The sequence below is a fragment of the Niveispirillum sp. genome (genome assembly GCF_017996735.1).
Lineage (GTDB): Bacteria > Pseudomonadota > Alphaproteobacteria > Azospirillales > Azospirillaceae > Niveispirillum.
Genome location: NZ_JAGOGJ010000083.1, coordinates 12,517 through 30,845 on the forward strand (window position 1 = coordinate 12,517; position 18,329 = coordinate 30,845).

Sequence of the window (18,329 nt, forward strand, 5' to 3'; positions counted from 1 at the left end):
CACCTCAATATCTGAAGTTGAGATCCAGGCCGATGACCCGGCCCTCGTTGATGGGTGCAAAAAAACCGCCACCGATCGAAGCCGGCAACGGCGTCTTGCCGCCTTGGGTCACCCTGTTCAGCAGGTTCCGGCCATAGACGCCCACGGACAGCCGGTCGCCATCGAAGGCCAGGCGTGCGCTGGCACCCAGGTCGTTGACCGGGTTGAGCCAAGCGGAATTGTTGTCGGTGAAGGCAACGCGGCCGCGATGGCCGTAATCGGCCCGCAGGATCAGATCCAGCCCGTCGCGAACCGGTTGGGTAACCGTGACGTTGCCGCCATAGCTCCATGCCGGCAATCGGGTCAGGTCCAGATCCAGTCCCAGCCCGGGTACCGTCCCGTTCAGGTCTGCGGACAGCTTCGTGTATTCGCCGTGCAGATAACCAACGCTGCCGCCGATGACAACCCCGCGCCAGGGGGCGAAAGTTACCTCGCCCTCCGCCCCGCGCACTCTGGCCGTCCCCACATTGGAAGTGATCTGAACGACGCCTGAGACCGGGTCGGGCACATTGATGTCACGCTGCAGATCACGCAGCGTGTTCTGGAACAGGGCACCGTTGAAGCGCAGCCGCCGGTCCAGCAGACTGGCCTTCCATCCCAGCTCATAGGCGTCCTGGGTCTCCATGCCATAGGGGCCGGGCGCGACGGAGGCGGAAGTGCTCTTGACGTTGAAGCCGCCGCTGCGCACGCCGCGGCTCCAGTTGCCATAGACCAGCAAATCGTCGGTTGCCTGGTACTGGAAACCCAGCTTTGGGGCCACATTATCCCAGGACTTGTCGCGGGCGGCCCCCGGAAACAAGCCGGGGAAGTCGAAATTGCAGGTCCGCGCATTGAAGTCACAGAGGCCGGGCGCCCGGAATGTGGCGATATCGGCCTTCTTGCGTTCCCAGGAATAGCGAAGGCCGCCGATGGCGGTGACGCCGCCACCCAGGTCGTAGCCAAGCTGGGAGAAGGCAGCCCAGCTTTTCTGGTCGACCTTGCCGCCGAAGGTGCGATCGACGGCGCCGCCGGACAGAATCCGCCGTTCCAGATAGAAATAGTCCTGCTGGAAGTAATAGAGGCCCGTGGTCACCTGCAAGGCGCCGAAAGTACCGGCATAACGCAGTTCCTCGGAAAACTGCTCCTGACGGAGATCGACATAAGAATGGAAGCCAAGCCGCGGCAGGGCATCGACATCGACCCCCGTGCGCTGGGCGAAATCGCGATAGCCCGCAACATTCGTAATGATGCCGTCGCCCAGGGCGACACTGATATTGGTTTCCGATGTCAGCGCGTTCCAATCGGTCTTGTTGTAGCCGGGCTCGTCGAGATTGAGCCTGAAACCGGATTGGAAAGCGGGGTTCTGGGCGATGGTGCCATCGCCGTCGCTGAGCCCACGCTCATAGATCAGGGACGTTTCCACATCCGGAGTGACATCCCAGACGATCGTGGGGCGAACGAAGTACGTCGTGCGCTCGCCGAAGGACCGGTCGTTGAAATCATTATGGAACCAGCCCTCATCCTTGGTGTGATAGACGGCCAGCTTGGCGCGCAGGCGGTCGCTGACGGGGCCTTCGACGGAAACGCCGGCCGTATGCTGCAACCCCGTCTCGATCGACATCCGCCCGCGCACCTGGAACTCATCACCCGGTCGGCGGGTGCGCAGGGTCACGGCACCACCCGTCGTGTTGCGACCGAACAGCAACCCTTGCGGTCCGCGCAGGATCTCAATGCTTTCCATATCGAAGACATCCAGGATCGCGCCGGCGGAAATCCCCAGATAGACCCCGTCCACGAACAGCCCGACCGCCGGCTCCACCGACGGAATGGAACTGACGACGCCGAAGCCGCGGATCGTCAGGTTCGCGGAACCGGGAATGGTGCCCACATCCTCAAGCGCCACATTGGGTGCCGCCGTCGTCAGTGACCGCAGGTCACGGACCTGCATGGCCTCAAGTGCCGCGCCATCAAAGGCAGTGATGGCAATGGGCACGCGCTGGGCTGATTCTGCGACACCGCGCTTCTGGGCCGTGACCACGATCTCCAGCAGTTCCAGCCCCTGCTCTTCCTCGGGCGCTGGTGCCGCGATGGCCACGACCGGCATCAGGATGGCGGTGGCGATGCCGGCCAGCAGCCATCGCTTGAACGTCCCCTTCATAGCCCGTCCTCCTTGTTCTTATTTTATATGAACGATCGTTTGTGTATATTCCATGCACGGCGTTGTCAAACGCCTTTTTCCAGGCGAGGATCGAAGAAAGGGAGGAAGCGCCGATGAACGGTTTTCAGGTCGAGCGCGATGTGGCGATGGAGATGCGGGACGGCGTGCGCCTGCGCGCCGATATCTGGCGGCCGATGGTCAGTCGGCCAGTGTCGGCCATCCTGTTCCGCACGCCTTACGACCGGCGTGCCTTCAATGCCGATTTCCTGCGGCCGCAAGACGCAGCGGCGGCAGGCTTCGCGGCGGTGGTTCAGGACACGCGCGGCCGTTTCAGCTCCGAAGGCGACTGGAAGCCGTTGATGTGGGAGCAGGAGGGCGATGACGGCCATGACAGCGTCGAATGGATCGCCCGCCAGCCCTGGTGTTCCGGGGCCGTCGGCATGTCGGGTCCCTCATATCTGGGCATCACCCAACTGGTCACGGCGGCGCGGCGGCCGCCACATCTGCGGGCCATCGCGCCGGCCATCGCCTCCGTCGCGGAGGGCGAACAGGTAGAGATGGGCGGGGGCTTCCGGCTGGATCATATCCTGTCCTGGGTGGCCTTCATGGCGCTGGACTGGATGCAGCGCCGGCAAGCATCAGGCGATCCCCTGCCGGATGCGGCCGTTGCCGAGGTATCGCGTGCCGCTCAGAACCCGCGCGGGCTGATGGACCACAGGCCCCTGCGGGATATCGCACTGTTCCGGCTACCGGGTTTTCCCATCACGTTCGATGATCTGGCCAACCCGGCCAATGCAGCGCGCATCCTGCCGGAGATCGCCGACATCCCCACCCTGCATGTCGGTGGCTGGTACGATGTGTTTGCCCAGTCGACGGTAGAAATGTTCCGGCGGCAGCGGCTATTGGGCCGGGACGATGCCCATCTGGTCATGGGCTGTTGGAGCCATGGCGGCACCCTGCCCTCCCAGCATGGCGAGGTGAATTTCGGGCTTGCCGCCTCCGGTGCCGGGGCGCGGATCGCGGAACGGCACATCTCCTTTTTCCGCCGCTACCTGGACGGGGCAGATGTCGCGATACCGCCTGCACGCTATTTTCTGGCCAATGCCGGCGAATGGCGCGACGCGCCGGCCTGGCCACCGGCGGGCACCGTGACGGTGGAAATCCCCCTGTCCGGTCCGGGAGAACGCATCTATCGATATGATCCGGAAAATCCCACTCCCACGGTCGGCGGTCGTACCCTGGGCCTGGGCGGGCTGGCCATGGGTCCTGTCGACCAGCGCCGGCTGAACGGGCGCGGCGACCTGCTGCGTTATGCCACCCTGCCCGTCCCGGCCGACCTGGACCTGATCGGTCCGGTGGATGCCACCCTGACCTTTTCTTCCTCAGCGATCGATACGGATGTGGTCTGCCGGCTGCTGGATATCACGCCGGACGGAACCATGCTGCCCGTCACGGATGGCACGCTGCGCCTGCGCCACCGCGAGGGATTTGATCGTGAGGTGCCGCTCGTGCCGGGCCAACCCACCATGCTCGCCATTGCCATGGGCAATATTGCCTGGCGGCTGCGCACCGGCCACCGGCTGGGCCTGCAGGTGCAAAGCGCCAACTACCCGCATCTCGACCCGAACCTGAACGACATGTCCCCGCTGGGGTCTGGAACGGCGGGCATTGTCGCCCATAACAGGGTGCATGATGGTGAAGGCGCTTCGGCCATCCGCATCACCGCCACCCGGCCGCCGCCGGATCCCCTCACCTTGCGGCCGGAACCGGCGTCACGCTGACCGGGGCCCGGCCCCAACCAGACGCAGGGCATATTCCGCATAGGCGCGCTCCACCTCTCCACTGCTGAGCGCGCCGTTGGAGCGGTACCATTCGGCAACGCGCAGACACATGTCGCCGATGGCGATGGCGGCGATCTTGGCTGCCGGTTCGGCCCCCACGGCCGGCAGCGCGAAGGTGCCGGCGGACAGCCCGCCTTCGATGACCTCCTCGAAGATCCGGCGCAGGCGGACACGTTCGGTCCGCATCACCGACAGATGCGGTTCGGGCAGGGATGTGTACTCGGCATTAGCGACCAGGGCGAAGACCTGATGGTGTGTGTGGAACCGCACATAGGCGGAGACAATGGCCCGCAGACGATCGGCCGGGGCATCGGATGCCGCCTGCAGCGCGTCGGCCATCATGCGCCCGACCGTCTCGTGCCCTTCCTCCACGATCTCCCGCAGCAGGGCCTCCTTTGTCGCAAAATGATTGTAGAAGGCGGCGGGGGTCAGTCCGCAGGCATCGACGATGGTGCGGATGGACGTCGCCTCATACCCGTGCCGGAAGAACAGCTCGGAGGAGATGCGCTTGATCTGCGCGCGCGAATTGTTGCGCCGGCGATCGACCGGGACGCCATCCTCGGTTTCCCTGGGCGTGGGGGCGGCATCATCCTGCCGGCGCAGTGTGGTCGATCGGGGGGAAGTCGGCGATTTCATCTCGTCTCAGCGATACCGGATCGGTTCAAGGGAACCCGGCAACAGGTGCCTGAAGGCTGGATCGGCCCCTGCGAAACGGGCCCGGACGCCCTGATTCATGGAATGATGACGAGAGTTGCGCAAGGATTTTCGACATCCGCTCACCGGCGTATGCAGACCCATTGACATGTATGCGAACGATCGTTTATCTATTTTGCATAAAATAAATAACCCAAGGGAGGTCATGGTGAAAAAAGCCCATTATCTGTGCGCGGCGGCCCTGCCGCTGGTCCTGTTCCCTATTCTGGCGCACGCACAGGAGGATGTGCTGGCGGAGATCATCGTCACGGCGCGGCGCGTGAGCGAGCGGCTGCAGGACGTGCCGGTCGCGGTCACCGCGGTCAGCGGTGAGGTGCTGGAACGCCGGCTCAGCGCCAATATCGCCGACATCCAGTCCCAGATCCCCAACGCCACCTTCTATGCGTTCGGCGGATCGAACAACAATGCGTCGGTCTATATCCGCGGTGTCGGTCAAAGCGACCAACTGTTCATGTTCGATCCGGGCGTGGGCATCTATCTGGACGACGCCTATATCGGCCGGGCACAGGCCGCCCTGTTCGAGACGGTGGATATCGCCCGCGTGGAGGTGTTGCGCGGCCCGCAGGGAACGCTCTATGGCAAGAACACCAGCGGCGGTGCCCTGAAGGTCCATACCCGCGATCCGAACCTGTCGGAGGGGGGCGGCCAGATCACCTTGACCGGTGGGTCAAAGGCGCTGTTCTCTGGCAAGGCATCGCTGGATGTCCCCCTGGTGGAAAATCGTGCCGGCATCCGGGCCAGTGTGCTGCGGGTCTCGCGCGACGGGTTCGTCGACAACCTGCTGACAGGCAAGGACCTGCAGGATCGCGACTATATCGGTGGTCAGGTAACGGGGCTGGCCGAACTCACCGACAACCTGACGGCGCGCCTCACCTTCGACGTCATGCGCGACCGGTCGACACCGGCGGCACCCACACCGATGGTCGCGGTGGCCTTCCCGCCCAACACGCCGCCCTTCACGCCCCAGCTCCCGCTCCGCCCGCGCCAGAGCCGTGCCGACACGCCCGTGCGCAATGACCAGGACAGTTACGGCTTGAACGGACAACTCGCCTGGCGCGGGGACAGTCTGGAAGTGAAATCGATCACCTCCTACCGCAAGCTGGAATTCGCCCAGGCGTTCGATTACGACAGCTTCCCCTACCTGCTGATGTCGTCCAACCAGGATCAGGACACCAGCCAGTTCTCCCAGGAACTGCAGGCGAATTTCGAGATCGGACCGGACCTGTCCTTCGTCGGCGGTCTCTACTACTTCAAGGAGCATACGCAATCGCTCATCGGCGTGCCGAACACGCTGCCCTATCAGGCGGCTCCCGGCTTCTATGTGCCGATCGCCAACAACTACATCCAGACAACGGACCTGAAGAACCACAGCTATGCAGCCTATCTCAACGCCGTCTGGCAGGCCACGGAACGGCTGTCGGTCAGTGGCGGACTGCGCGTTACACGGGACGAGAAGGACTATGTTTCCAGTCTGGTCAACAATGTCTTCCCGACCGCCAACTTCGCCTATGACCTGAGTGACGGCTGGTCGCGCTGGCTGCCGCGCATCGGCGTCGATTACAAGCTCACGTCCGACCAATTGCTCTATGCCAGCTACGGGACGGGGTTCAAAAGCGGCGGTTTCAACCCCCGCGCGGCGAACGCCACCGTGGCGGCACCTTATGCGCCGGAAACCAGCCAGACCTATGAACTGGGTTACAAGTCCAGCCATCTCGATCAGCGGCTGACCCTGAATACGGCGTTGTTCTACAACCGGTTCAAGGATTATCAGACCAATCTGATCGCCTTCGTCGGCACGCCGCCCAGCCCCACCTCCTATTTTACCAATGCCGGCCGCTACTCCTCCTGGGGCGCCGAGATGGAACTGAAGGGACGCGTCACCCACGAATTGACCCTGTCGGGCCAGGTATCCCTGTTCCGCGACAAGTTCGCCTCCTTCACCAACCCGATCATCGGCAATTTCGCCGACAAGACGCTGCCCAATGCCCCGAAATTCACGGCCAGCCTGAACGCCAACTACACGCTGCCGCTGGGCGAGGGCCGGGCACTGGAACTGGATGGCGACGTGGCGTACCGGTCCGCCACCTTCATCAACATCCTGAACAGCCCGCTGCTGCATCGGGACGCCTACACCGTCGCCAATGCCCGCGTGGCCTTCTCGATGCGGGACGGGGATATTCAGCTCTTCGCCGGTGTCCGCAACCTGACGGACAAGACCTATGTCGTGGATGGCGTGAACTATATCGGCGCCACCTACAATTTCCTGTCCTACTATTACAACGAGCCGCGCACCTTCCAGGCCGGCTTGCGGTATCGGTTCTGACATGACGGCGGTATCGGAGACCCATCGCATCTTCGACACGGGGGATTGCCGCATCCATTACTGGATCGGCGGTCCCCCGGATGCACCCCTGGTCGTCCTCACGCCTGGCGCCTTCACGGACCATCGGATGTTCGACGATCAGGTGGCGGCCCTGCAAACCCGCTATCGCACCCTGCGTTGGGATCCGCGCGGCCATGGCTGTTCCCGCCCCTATGGACGGGCTTTCGCGACCGACCTGGCGGCAGATGACCTGAAGTCCCTGCTGGACCATCTGGGCGAGGAACAGGTGGCATTGGTCGGCCAGTCCATCGGCGGCAATATCAGCCAGGAGATGTTGCGGCGCCATCCGCGGCGATGCTGGGCGGCTGTACTCCTGGGCTGTACCTGCAGCACGATCGGCCCCACCCGCGCCGAACGTTGGGCATTGCGCCTGTTTCCCCTGCTGATGCGGCTTTATCCGGTGGCGACGTTCAAGCGGATTTCCATGGAGAAGTCCGCCATCAAGGCCGAGGCACAGCGCCGGCTGCGGGAGATGATCGCACCACTTTCCCGGGGTGACATCCTGGCCATCAGCGGCGGCATCGCCGGTGCCGTGCAGGACGTGCCCGGATATGCCATCAGGCATCCCATCCTGATCAGCCGGGGAGAGCATGACGCCCTGGGCAACATTCGCCGGATCATTCCGCTCTGGCTGGACCGGGATCCCCATAGCCGCTTCACCGAGATCCCTGACAGCGGCCATGTGGCGAACTGCGACAACCCGGACGGGTTTAACGCGGTGATGATGGCTTTCCTCGATGCGAACCGGCCATCCATCTGCACAGCCGGATAGGCGCAACCCCAGGAGAAGCAGCAGCAATGACAAATTTTGCCGACCTGGCCGGCCCGGCACCGGGAAAGCCTGGATAAGGCCTGCGCAGCCATCCGGGCGACGGGGTCAGGTGTCCGCCTAAGCGGCATCCAAGGCGGCACTGGTGCAACTGACCCTGAGCCTAGCACCGGAAGTGGCCCGGTACGGCACAAGGGTCAACGCGCTCTGCTCCGGCGATGTAAACCGACCTGAATCACGAATTCTTCGCGGGTTCGGACGGCCACGCAGCCCGTCACATCCCATGTGCCGGCTGGTACGGCTGTCGGACCTGGATGCACCAATGCGGTGCTCCAGTTCCCAAACCGCACCGGAAGATCACGCCAGCGTGAACACATCCAGACCCCTTTGTGAATCCCCACAGACCCTAGATCAAACCCAGTTCCAACCGGGTGCTTTCCGACATGCGGTCCTGGGACCAGGGCGGATCCCAGACCAGATCGACCGTCACCAGCGTGACGCCCGGCACCAGGGAGACCAGGTGCTGTACTTCTGCCGGCAACGCGGAGGCGACGGGACAGGCGGGCGTCGTCAGGGTCATCTCGATATGGACCATGCCGTTCTCACGCATCTGCACGTCATAGATCAGACCCAGATCGACCAGATTGACGGGAAGTTCCGGGTCGCGAATGGTGCAGATCGCTTCCATCACATCTTCCTTCAGCGCCGCTGTGTCGAAGATGCGCCGGACGGGCATTTCCTGGTCAATCTCGGGCTGCGGGCCGGCGATATCCATCGTCCCCTCCTATTCCGTCTTGACCGGGGCCGACAGGCCGCCGCCCTTCACCGCCGCGTCCAGCGTGTGCCAGGCCAGCGTCGCGCATTTGACCCGGGCGGGATAGGCCTTGACCCCGGCGAGCGGCTGCAGCCGCTCGCCATCCTCAGCCAGATCGGGCGGCAGTTCGGCGCCATCGCCCTTGGTCACCGTGTCGTGGAAATGGCCGAACAGGGTCGATGCCTCCGCCAGGGTCTTGCCCAGAACGATCTCCGTCATCAGCGAGGCGGACGCGGTGGAAATGGCGCAGCCCTTGCCTTCAAAGCTGACATCGGCGATCCGGTCGCCGTCCAGCCGCAGGAACACGGTGACCTTGTCGCCGCACAGCGGGTTGTGGCCATGGGCCAGATGATTGGCATCGGTCAGCACGCGGAAGTTCCGGGGATGCCGCCCGTGATCCAGGACGATGTCCTGATAAAGATCGCGCAGGTCCATCTTTTCCCCCCTTCAACAGCCGAACAGTTTCTGCGCGGCGCGCACCGCCGCCACCAGCGCATCGACATCGGCCCTGATGCTGTAAACCCCGAAGGAGGCGCGGGTCGTGGCCGGCAGGCCCAGCCGGTCCATCAGCGGCTGGGCGCAATGATGTCCGGCGCGCACGGCCACGTCATACTGGTCAAAGATGGTGGCCAGATCGTGAGGATGGATGCCATCGACCAGAAACGACACCGCCCCCAGCCGTTCATCCCCGGCGCCGACAAGGCTGACGCCGGGCACATCGCCCAGCATCGCCTCCGCATGACGGGTCAGGTCCGCTTCATGGTCGCGGATGGCATCACCGCCCAGCCCGGTCATGAAGTCCAGCGCCAGGGCCAGACCGATGGCGCCGGAAATGTCGGGTGTCCCCGCCTCGAACCGCTGCGGTCCATCCTGATAGGTGGTCTCGTCAAAGCAGACGGTGCGGATCATGTCCCCGCCCCCCTGCCAGGGCGGCATCGCGTCCAGCAGCCCCTCGCGGGCATAAAGCGCACCGATCCCCGTGGGGCCATAGCATTTATGGCCGGAGAAGACATAGAAGTCGCAGCCCAGTGCCCGCACATCCACGGGCAGGCGCGGCACCGCCTGACACCCATCCAGCAGCACCCTGGCGCCGGCCTCATGGGCCAGCCGCACGATATCGGCCACCGGCACGACACAGCCGCTGACATTGGCGACATGGGTAATGGCCACCAGTCTGGTACGCGGCCCCAGCAGGCGGGCAAAGGCCACCATGTCCAGCCCGCCCGATGCGTCGATGGGCACCACGACAAGCTCGATACCCAGGCGCTGGCGCAGCATCTGCCAGGGCACGATGTTGGAATGATGTTCCAGTTCCGATACCAGCACCTGATCGCCCGGCTTCAGGAAGGCCGGCCCCCAGCTCTGGGCCACCAGATTGATCCCTTCCGTGGCACCGCGCACGAACACGATTTCCGACGCGGCAGCGTTCAGGAACCGGGCCACGGTCTCCCGCGCCGCCTCGTACCGCTGCGTGGATCGGGCGCTCAGGCGATAGACGCCGCGATGCACATTGGCATAGTCACCGCGATAGAATTCGGCCAGCCCGTCAATGACGGCGGCCGGCTTCTGCGCGCTGGCGGCCGTGTCCAGGAAGACCAGACCGGGGTTGCGGGCAAAGATGGGGAATTGCTGGCGCAGTTCCTCCGGATCGAACGCCGGTGCCGCCGGCGACGCGCGTTCCTTCAGCAGCAGGTTCATCCCAGCCCCCCTTCCCCGCCCAGCCAGCGGGCAAGATGCCGGCGCAGCAGCACCTCCACCTCTCCCTCCAGTCCGGCGGCATCGATCACTTCGGCGGCAAACGCCGCCACCAGCATGGACCGGGCCGTCACCGGATCGATGCCACGGGCCTGGAGATAGAACAAGGCCGCCTCGTCCAGGCTGCCCACGGTGGCGCCGTGGCTGCATTTGACGTCGTCGGCGAAGATTTCCAGCTCCGGCTTGGTATCGACGCGGGCGGACGGGCTCAGCAGCAGGTTGCGGTTCAACTGTCTTGCATCGGTGCCGTCGGCGCCCGGCCGCACCGCCACCGTACCCAGGAACACGCCGTGCGCGGCCCCTTGCAGCACACCCTTCACCACCTCTTCCGTGCGGCAGTCGCACACCTTGTGGTCGGCCCGCACGGCCAGCGTCGCTTCCTGTCCGCCATCCAGCAGATAGGCGCCGTGCAGGGTGAAGACGGCACCGGGCCCGGACAGCGTCACCTGCATGTCGCGCCGGGAAAGGCTGGCCCCCGTGATGAAGGCAAAGGTCCGGTACCGGGCCCGGCGGCCCAGTTCGGCCGTCAGCAGGCTGGTATGGGCCGCATCCGCGCCCTCGCCCTGCACATGCACATGGGTCAGTGCCGCATCCGCCCCCAGGGTCACGTCGATGACGGCATTGGTCCAGCCATTGCCGTCACCGGCGGCGGTTTCCACCAGCGTGGCGCGGGCCCCGTCGCCCAGCATGACCCGCAGCCGGGGATGCGCCGACACCTGGGTGTCGCCCGCGCTGTAATGGATGACCTCCACCGGCAATTCCAGCACCGTTCCCGGTGCCAGCACCAGCACGGCCCCGTCGGTGAACAGGGCGGCGTTCAGGAAGGCAAAGGCATTGCCATCGGCACCGAACGCCATGGCCGCCACGTCGGGACGCCGCAGCACCGTCTCCGCCAGGGGGGCCAGCCACACCCCGTCCGGCAGGGTGCCGATGGCGGACAGGGCCGGGTCGAAGCGGCCATTGACCAGCACCAGCCGATGGGTTTTACCCGCCAGACGCCAGGGTTCCAGCAGGTCGGCCGGCAGCGGCGGGGCGCCATCCAGGCTGGGCAGGCGCGGCTGCGCCGTCAGTTGTTCCAGGTCGGTGAAGCGCCAGGCCTCCTGCCGGCGGGTGGGAAAGCCCAGATCGGTGAACCTCTCCATCCCCGCCTGCCGCTGCGACCGCAGCCAGTCCGGCTGGTCCGTCCCGGCCAGCAGCTGGCGGTAGGCTTCCTGGAAGGGGGCACTGTCATCGGTGATCAGCATGGCGGTCCCCCCCTCAGGCGGCATCGCAGAGATGGGCATAGCCGGTGCGTTCCAGCTCCGCCGCGAAATACTTGTCGCCCGACGCCACGATGCGGCCATCGGCCAGCACATGCACATGGTCGGGCACGACATAGTCCAGCAGCCGCTGGTAATGGGTGACCATGACGATGGCCCGGCCCGGATCGCGCAGCCGGTTCACCCCGTCCGACACGGTGCGCAGCGCATCGATGTCCAGGCCGCTGTCGGTTTCGTCCAGCAACGCCAGATTGGGCTCCAGCATGGCCATCTGGAAAATCTCATTGCGCTTCTTCTCCCCGCCGGAGAAGCCGACATTGACGGCACGGCGCAGCAGGTCGTCGCCGATATCCAGCAGTTTCAGCTTTTCCTTCACGGCCTTCAGAAACTGCTGTGCGTCCAGTTCCGGCTGGCCGCGCTGGCGGCGGCCGGCATTCAGGGCGGCGCGCAGGAAATACGTGTTGTTCACGCCGGGGATCTCCACCGGATACTGGAAGGCCAGGAACACGCCTTCCCGCGCCCGCTCATCCGGCGGCATGGAAAGCAGGTCCACATCCTTGTAGAGCACCGATCCCGCCGTCACCTCATAGCCGGGCTTACCCGCCAGCACACTGGACAGCGTGCTTTTGCCCGCACCATTGGGCCCCATGATGGCGTGCACCTCCCCCGGGGCGACGGTCAGGTCGATGCCTTTCAGCACCTCCCGTCCGCCCGTGATGCGGGCCCGCAGGCCGCGGACTTCCAGAATATTGACCATAGCGAAAATCCTTTCGTTCCAGGGCGGGGAGACCGTCGAACATGAAAACGGGGGGCGGGGCGCGATCAGCCCACGCTGCCTTCCAGACTGACGGCCAGCAGCTTCTGTGCCTCGACCGCGAATTCCATCGGCAGCTCGTTCAGCACTTCCTTGCAGAAGCCGTTGACGATCAGCGACAGGGCATCCTCGGCCGTCAGGCCGCGCTGCTGGCAGTAGAACATCTGCTCGTCGCTGATCTTCGACGTCGTCGCCTCGTGCTCCACCTTGGCGCCGGGGTGGCGCACGTCGATATAGGGCACGGTATGGGCGCCGCAGGACTTGCCGATCAGCAGGCTGTCGCACTGGGTATAATTGCGGGCCCCGTCGGCGGCGGATAGAACCTTGACCTGCCCGCGATAGGTGTTCTGGCCGCGCCCCGCCGATATGCCCTTGGAGATCACGGTCGAGCTGGTATTGCGCCCGATATGGATCATCTTGGTGCCGGTATCGGCCTGCTGGCGGTTATTGGTGATGGCCACCGAATAGAAGGCGCCGACCGAATGGTCGCCCTCCAGCAGACAGCTGGGATATTTCCAGGTGATGGCCGAACCCGTCTCCACCTGCGCCCAGGAGATCTTGGCGCGATGCCCCCGGCAGGCGCCGCGCTTGGTGACGAAATTATAGATGCCGCCCCGGCCTTCCGCGTCGCCGGGATACCAGTTCTGGACCGTGGCATATTTGATCTCGGCATCCTCCAGGGCGATCAGTTCCACCACGGCGGCATGCAACTGGTTCTCGTCACGCTGCGGGGCCGTGCAGCCCTCCAGATAGCTGACATAGGCGCCCTTGTCGGCGATCAGCAGCGTTCGCTCGAACTGACCGGTCTTGGCGGCATTGATGCGGAAATAAGTTGACAGTTCCATCGGGCAGCGCACGCCGGGCGGCACATAGACGAAGGAACCATCGCTGAACACGGCCGAATTCAAGGCCGCGAAGAAATTATCGGCCACCGGCACGACGGAGCCCAGATAACGGCGCACCAGATCGGGATGCTCGCGCACCGCCTCCCCGAAGGAACAGAAGATGATGCCCAGTTCCCCCAGCTTGTCCTTGTAGGTGGTGGCGACCGACACGCTGTCAAACACGGCATCCACCGCCACACCGGCCAGGGCCGCCCGTTCGCCGAGCGGAATGCCCAGCTTCTCATAGGTCTTCAGAAGCTCGGGATCGACCTCGTCCAGGCTTTTGGGCGCGTCCTTGAGGGATTTGGGCGCGGAATAATAGCTGGCCGCCTGATAATCGATGGGGGCGATGTTCAGCTTGGCCCAGTCCGGCGGGTCCATCGTCTGCCAGCGTCGGAAGGCCCTCAGCCGCCATTCCAGCAGCCAGGCGGGTTCCCCCTTCTTGGCCGAGATGAACCGGACGATATCCTCGTTCAGGCCCGGCGGTGCTTCCTCCGCCTCGATCTCGGTGAAGAACCCGTATTTATAGCCCTCGGCCTGGACAATGCTGTCCAGGATATCGTCGGGGCCGGCGGCGGGGCGTTCAGCGATGGTGACATCGGACATGGCGATCGATATCCCGGTCGTGGCGATGCGATTGGTTGATCACCACTACAGCAACCGCCGTGCCAGCGGCCGATCCGCCCGGTTTGTGCGGGTTTTCGACATCCGCGCCGCGTCGGCAATCCGACTTTGTCGCAATCCCGACAGGGAGATTCGAGACGAAATCCCTTTCAGCGAAAGCAGTTGCCAGATAATACAAGGGTCATGGGACATGACCCTTGGAGGCCAGCGACCGCTGGCCCGCGGGCTCATGCCCGCGCAAGCCAAGCTGCCGGAGGCAGCGCCCGGCACTTGAGGGAACAGGTAAATGCCCCCGGCATGTTTTATGCAGCCTGCCTGTCCGCAACCCCATGGGCAGATCCTGAGCGAGCCATGATGACGCAAACGACCCGACAAGCGGTGATCTATGAAGTGATCGGTGGCGCCCCCACCATCGCCCGGCTGGTGGACCGGTTCTATGATCTGATGGACAGCCTTCCCGAAGCGCGGGAGCTGCGGGCGATCCATGCGCCCGACCTGACGGAGACCAAGCGGGTGCTGCGGCTCTATCTGGCGCAATGGATGGGCGGACCCGGCGATTATTCCGCCGAACGCGGCCATCCGCGCCTGAAGTCGCGGCACATGGGCTTCCCGGTCGGTATCGCGGAGCGCGATGCCTGGCTGCACTGCATGCGTCTGGCCCTGGAGGACACGGTGCCCAGCGCCCAGGCGCGCGACGCCATCATGCAGGCCCTGACCCCCTTGGCCGACTGGATGCGCAACAGGCCGGAGGGGTAAACACCCCCCGGCCCCGTGCGGTCATTTCGCACCCGTATTGATTATCGGGAACCGGCGCGGCCTTTCGTCAGGCCGCCGCCTTCAGTTCCTGAACCAGTTCACGCGGCAGCCGGAACAGGCCGCGCCCACCGGCATAGGCCTGATAACGGCCCGTCGCCTTGTCGCTCAGCAGATTGAACCAGGCCTGCGCCGGCAGACCTGGCGGACGTTCGCCGATTTCCGTCACGCTGCCATCGGGCGCGAAACGGACATGGATCATCAAACTTTCCTGTTCCATCGCCTTATCCTCCTGTCTTGGGTTGCTCAGAAGCCGGACGCGAAGCCCAGCAGTTCCACTTTGATCGGCTCGGTCCCCAGCACCTTGGCCTGACAGGCCAGCCGCGATTTCGATCCGACGCCGACGATGCTGTCCAGCTTCTCATTCTCTTCCCGCGCGACCCGCGTCAGGCCCTTGCGGCCCTCATGTACAAAGACGTGACAGGTGCCGCAGGAGGCATTGCCGTTGCATTTGTGGGTCAGGGTTTCGTCAGCAGCCAGGATCGCGGCCAGCAGGGTCATGCCCTCTGCGGCGTCGATGGTCTTGCCGGAAGGCATGATGGTGACTAGGGACATGGGGCAAAGCTCCTTCTATGCTGGTTCAGTAGATCGCCGCCCCGGCACCCACATTGATGGAGGCATCCTTCATGGTGGTGACGATGAAGGCGATCTGGTCTTCGGTAAGGTGACTATGGAACGGCAGCGCCACGGCCCGGTCCGCCACCTTTTCGGTAACGAAATAATCGCCGCGACGGTAGCCAAGGTCGAAATAGCGCCGCTGCAGATGCAGGGGCTGGCAATAGGCGGCGGCCTCCACATCGGCCTGGCGCAGATCCTCCACGATGGCATCGCGGCTGGACCTTGAAAAGCGCGTGCCCAGATGCACAAGGTAGAGGAACCAGTGCACCTCCGTGACATCGGGCCCGATATAGGGGTCCTTGATGCCCTCGAACGACTGGATATGCCGGAAATAGAAATGCTGGACCTGCCGGCGCTTCTCCAGGATCTCCTCCAGCCGGCTCAACTGCGCCCAGCCCAAGGCGGCGGCCAGATCGCTCAGCGGCGCCTGATAGGGGGCGGTCGCCCCCACCACCACCGATGTCCGTTCATCCAGCCGGCGCCGGCATTGCCGTCGCAGGGCCAGGGCAATGTCGACATCATCCGTCACCACCATGCCGCCCTCCCCGCAGCTCAAGGCCAGCGGCTGGGAGAAATCGAACACGGCGGTATCGCCGAAACTGCCCACCAGCTTGCCCTGATAGCGCGAACCGATGGCCTCGCTGGAATCCTCGATCAGGACCAGCCCATGGGCGTCGGCCAGGGCGCGCAGCCCGGCCCAGGCGGCGGGATGGCCATTATTGTTGGCGGCGATGATGGCCCGGGTGGCCGGGGTGATGCGGGCTGCGGCCTTTTCCGGCACCAGCGTGCCGGCCCAATAGTCGATATCGGCGAAAACCGGCCGCGCACCGCAGAGTGCGATCGCATGCTGGGTCTCGCGGAAACCGTATGGGGAGGCGATGACCTCGTCACCCGGACCGATGCCATGGGCCTGCAAGGCCATCAGCAGGCCCAGCGTGCCGCTGGCCACGCCAACGGCATATCTGCGCCCCAGATAGCGGGCGAACGCATCTTCGAAGGCGGCCGTCACCTCCCCCGACGCCAGGTGGGCGGAGCGTAGCACCCGCTCCACCGCCGCCGTTTCCACGGGCGTGATGTCCGGATCGCTGAGGAGGATCAGTTCCTCTTCCACCATCGACGGTACCAGGGACAGGGTGGATGCCGTCATGACACCCCTCCCCGCCGCGCCAGCAGGACACCCGTGGCCTTGTCCGGCTCCGGCGTCAGCCGCAGGCAATGGTCACTGCCATCCAGCAGATGCAGGTCGAAGGGGCCGATGGACCGGAACGGTTCCTCCAGCACGTCGGCGGCGTCGCAGCGCGTCCAGACAAGGTGGGCAAAGCGCTGCCGCAAACTGGGGAACGGATCAGCGCCCTCCGGAATGCGCAGCATCCCCTCGATCAATTCCAGCTCATTGCTGCTCACAGCCATGGTCCGCGCCCTCCTTCACTGCCAGAACAGCCGGTCGGCATCGACATTCAAAAGCTCCAGCAGGTCACCCAGCCGGGGGTAATTGCTGTGGAAGGCCCAGGTCCCGCCGCTGTGATCCTTGCGGAACAGCCGCCAGTCGCCCTCGCGGAACTGGATCAGCGCCACATCGACGATGCCGCCGTCCGGGTCGACATTGCGTGAACAGCAGGGGCTTTCCACGCGATAGCCGCCGGCCACCGGCACCACGGCCGGTTCGACATAGAGATAGCGCTGGCGTCCCTTCAGGGCCCGTTCGATGCGCCGCCGATCCAGTTCATTGGGATGCGGGGCACGCACCGGGGCCACCGCATCGATCTGAACAGCCCGCTCACCCATCGCCGCCGGCCTCCTTACCCTGTCATAGAGCTGAGATCTCTTCCTCCCGGCAGCCGATGACGCGCCGGTCGGGAAATTCGACAAGATAGACGGGCAGGTTCGCCTCGACATGCATGCCGACCTGCACGATCTCCCCGACGGCCCCGGCGGGTGCCAGCACCAGATCAGGGGCGGCATCAGGGAAGGACCCGTCATTGATCAGGTCCTCCAGCGTGCGCACGCGCTGGCCCCATTGATATTTCGGTTGTCTGGGTTCGATCATGCCCGCGCTCCCGGCAGCGGCAATCCCGTGGGCAGGGGCAGATCGTCCTCGTCAACCAACGCCTGGGCTGATTCCAGCTCCTTGCGTTTCATGCCGACACGATTGCCGCTGCCCAGGAATTCCACGCCATAGATGTAGAATTGCTGAAGGAAGGTACCGATGCTGACCACGTAGCCCTCCTCGCCCTTGCGGGCCAGGATGTCGCCGATCTCCTTGCCGGCATAGGTACCGTCATTGCGGATGGTGCGGCGCGACCGCACCTTGTCCCCGTAGGTGAAGAAGGGGGGATCGACGATCTCCACCACGTCGCTGTCGCGGACAATGTTGCTCATGGGCTTGTCTCCAGAAGCAGGGGCCGGCCGGCATGCGGCGGCGCCGGGGTCGACAGCCGGGCGGCCACCATTTCCCGCACCAGCATGTCCTCGTCCCGCGCCATGTCGGCCACAGCAGGCAATGGCAGGCGGCTGGCCACTTCAAACCGGACGCGCCAGTCCCGGTCATATTTCAGGATCGCCAGAAGGTCTTTCCGCAGCCGCAGGGCAGCCTCGTACCGGACGTCGGCATCATTGTCGCGGGCCATACCGACCAGCCATTCGACCGGGGCCCGCCGCGCCACGGCCCGGCGCACCTCCGGCTCCGGATCAGCCACCAGACGGGCCAGCAGACCCGGACCGACCCGCCGCGCCAGGACCAGGCGGACATAATAATCCGGGTCATGGATCATGGGGATCAGGTCCGCCTCTTCCAGCAGGGTGGCGACGCGGATGCGCACCTCCCGATGGGGGTCCTTGCGCAGGCGCAGGGCATAGCGTTTCGGC

20 protein-coding genes and 1 pseudogene are annotated in these 18,329 nt (G+C 64.7%); 5 read left to right on the forward strand and 16 right to left on the reverse strand.

The annotated features are described in order from the left end of the window. Window positions 1-4 precede the first annotated feature (4 nt). Window positions 5-2,176 (reverse strand): TonB-dependent receptor, encoded by a 2,172-nt coding sequence (locus KBA48_RS21965; RefSeq protein ID WP_292910387.1) that lies wholly within the window; start codon window positions 2,174-2,176, stop codon window positions 5-7. Window positions 2,177-2,289: 113 nt separating this feature from the next. Between KBA48_RS21965 and KBA48_RS21970 the strand changes: the two genes are divergently transcribed. Beyond that, on the forward strand, window positions 2,290-3,957 hold the full coding sequence (locus KBA48_RS21970) for a CocE/NonD family hydrolase (protein ID WP_292910389.1): 1,668 nt from the start codon (window positions 2,290-2,292) through the stop codon (window positions 3,955-3,957). Here the strand turns inward: KBA48_RS21970 and KBA48_RS21975 are convergent. Then, window positions 3,949-4,653, reverse strand: a complete 705-nt coding sequence (locus tag KBA48_RS21975) for a TetR/AcrR family transcriptional regulator (RefSeq protein ID WP_292910391.1) — start codon at window positions 4,651-4,653, stop codon at window positions 3,949-3,951. The genes KBA48_RS21970 and KBA48_RS21975 overlap by 9 nt on opposite strands. Before the next feature lie 223 nt (window positions 4,654-4,876). On the opposite strand from KBA48_RS21975, the gene KBA48_RS21980 reads away from it, so the two are divergent. Then, window positions 4,877-7,054 (forward strand): TonB-dependent receptor, encoded by a 2,178-nt coding sequence (locus KBA48_RS21980; protein ID WP_292910393.1) that lies wholly within the window; start codon window positions 4,877-4,879, stop codon window positions 7,052-7,054. A gap of 1 nt (window position 7,055) precedes the next feature. Further along, complete coding sequence (locus KBA48_RS21985; protein ID WP_292910395.1) at window positions 7,056-7,886, forward strand: alpha/beta fold hydrolase; 831 nt, start codon at window positions 7,056-7,058, stop codon at window positions 7,884-7,886. Between the two features lie 403 nt (window positions 7,887-8,289). Here the strand turns inward: KBA48_RS21985 and KBA48_RS21990 are convergent, their stop codons facing one another. The 6 genes from KBA48_RS21990 to sufB all read right to left on the reverse strand — a co-directional run bounded on the left by KBA48_RS21990 (window position 8,290) and on the right by sufB (window position 14,015). Next, window positions 8,290-8,658, reverse strand: coding sequence for an iron-sulfur cluster assembly protein (locus tag KBA48_RS21990; RefSeq protein ID WP_292910397.1), 369 nt, complete (start codon window positions 8,656-8,658; stop codon window positions 8,290-8,292). A 9-nt stretch (window positions 8,659-8,667) separates the two neighbouring features. Continuing rightward, window positions 8,668-9,132 carry a Fe-S cluster assembly sulfur transfer protein SufU gene (gene sufU / locus KBA48_RS21995; protein ID WP_153206201.1) on the reverse strand — a complete coding sequence of 155 codons (465 nt, stop codon included), beginning with the start codon at window positions 9,130-9,132 and terminating at the stop codon, window positions 8,668-8,670. A gap of 12 nt (window positions 9,133-9,144) precedes the next feature. After that, on the reverse strand, window positions 9,145-10,395 hold the full coding sequence (locus KBA48_RS22000) for an aminotransferase class V-fold PLP-dependent enzyme (protein ID WP_292910403.1): 1,251 nt from the start codon (window positions 10,393-10,395) through the stop codon (window positions 9,145-9,147). Beyond that, window positions 10,392-11,696 carry a Fe-S cluster assembly protein SufD gene (gene sufD, locus KBA48_RS22005; protein WP_292910405.1) on the reverse strand — a complete coding sequence of 435 codons (1,305 nt, stop codon included), beginning with the start codon at window positions 11,694-11,696 and terminating at the stop codon, window positions 10,392-10,394. The genes KBA48_RS22000 and sufD overlap by 4 nt, the downstream gene beginning before the upstream one ends. 13 nt (window positions 11,697-11,709) lie before the next feature. Beyond that, entirely contained in the window at window positions 11,710-12,459 is a 750-nt protein-coding gene (gene sufC, locus KBA48_RS22010; protein ID WP_292910429.1) for a Fe-S cluster assembly ATPase SufC, read from the reverse strand. Window positions 12,460-12,533: 74 nt separating this feature from the next. Beyond that, on the reverse strand, window positions 12,534-14,015 hold the full coding sequence (sufB, locus tag KBA48_RS22015; RefSeq protein WP_292910407.1) for a Fe-S cluster assembly protein SufB: 1,482 nt from the start codon (window positions 14,013-14,015) through the stop codon (window positions 12,534-12,536). On the opposite strand from sufB, the gene KBA48_RS22020 reads away from it, so the two are divergent. Continuing rightward, window positions 14,014-14,307 carry a hypothetical protein gene (locus KBA48_RS22020; RefSeq protein ID WP_292910409.1) on the forward strand — a complete coding sequence of 98 codons (294 nt, stop codon included), beginning with the start codon at window positions 14,014-14,016 and terminating at the stop codon, window positions 14,305-14,307. The genes sufB and KBA48_RS22020 overlap by 2 nt on opposite strands. A gap of 77 nt (window positions 14,308-14,384) precedes the next feature. Beyond that, window positions 14,385-14,789, forward strand: a complete 405-nt coding sequence (locus tag KBA48_RS22025; protein ID WP_292910411.1) for a group II truncated hemoglobin — start codon at window positions 14,385-14,387, stop codon at window positions 14,787-14,789. Window positions 14,790-14,856: 67 nt separating this feature from the next. On the opposite strand, the gene KBA48_RS22030 is transcribed toward KBA48_RS22025, so the two are convergent. The 8 genes and pseudogenes from KBA48_RS22030 to KBA48_RS22065 all read right to left on the reverse strand — a co-directional run. Beyond that, the gene (locus KBA48_RS22030; protein ID WP_292910413.1) at window positions 14,857-15,066 is read right to left on the reverse strand and encodes a hypothetical protein; all 210 of its coding nucleotides are present in this window, start codon (window positions 15,064-15,066) and stop codon (window positions 14,857-14,859) included. Window positions 15,067-15,092: 26 nt separating this feature from the next. Then, complete coding sequence (locus KBA48_RS22035; protein ID WP_292910415.1) at window positions 15,093-15,401, reverse strand: 2Fe-2S iron-sulfur cluster-binding protein; 309 nt, start codon at window positions 15,399-15,401, stop codon at window positions 15,093-15,095. Between the two features lie 25 nt (window positions 15,402-15,426). Further along, a complete protein-coding gene (locus tag KBA48_RS22040) occupies window positions 15,427-16,611 on the reverse strand; it encodes a DegT/DnrJ/EryC1/StrS aminotransferase family protein (protein ID WP_292910417.1) in 1,185 nt (394 codons plus the stop codon). Then, window positions 16,608-16,874 (reverse strand): hypothetical protein, encoded by a 267-nt coding sequence (locus KBA48_RS22045; protein WP_292910419.1) that lies wholly within the window; start codon window positions 16,872-16,874, stop codon window positions 16,608-16,610. The genes KBA48_RS22040 and KBA48_RS22045 overlap by 4 nt, the downstream gene beginning before the upstream one ends. Window positions 16,875-16,889: 15 nt before the next feature. Next, a complete protein-coding gene (locus KBA48_RS22050; protein WP_292910421.1) occupies window positions 16,890-17,249 on the reverse strand; it encodes a hypothetical protein in 360 nt (119 codons plus the stop codon). Window positions 17,250-17,271: 22 nt separating this feature from the next. Continuing rightward, window positions 17,272-17,511, reverse strand: coding sequence for a nitrogen fixation protein NifZ (locus KBA48_RS22055; protein ID WP_292910423.1), 240 nt, complete (start codon window positions 17,509-17,511; stop codon window positions 17,272-17,274). Then, entirely contained in the window at window positions 17,508-17,843 is a 336-nt protein-coding gene (locus KBA48_RS22060) for a nitrogen fixation protein NifZ (protein ID WP_292910425.1), read from the reverse strand. Before KBA48_RS22060 ends, KBA48_RS22055 begins: the two co-directional genes overlap by 4 nt. Further along, window positions 17,840-18,329: pseudogene (locus KBA48_RS22065) on the reverse strand (hypothetical protein); the annotation flags it as partial. The gene KBA48_RS22060 and the pseudogene KBA48_RS22065, both read right to left, overlap by 4 nt.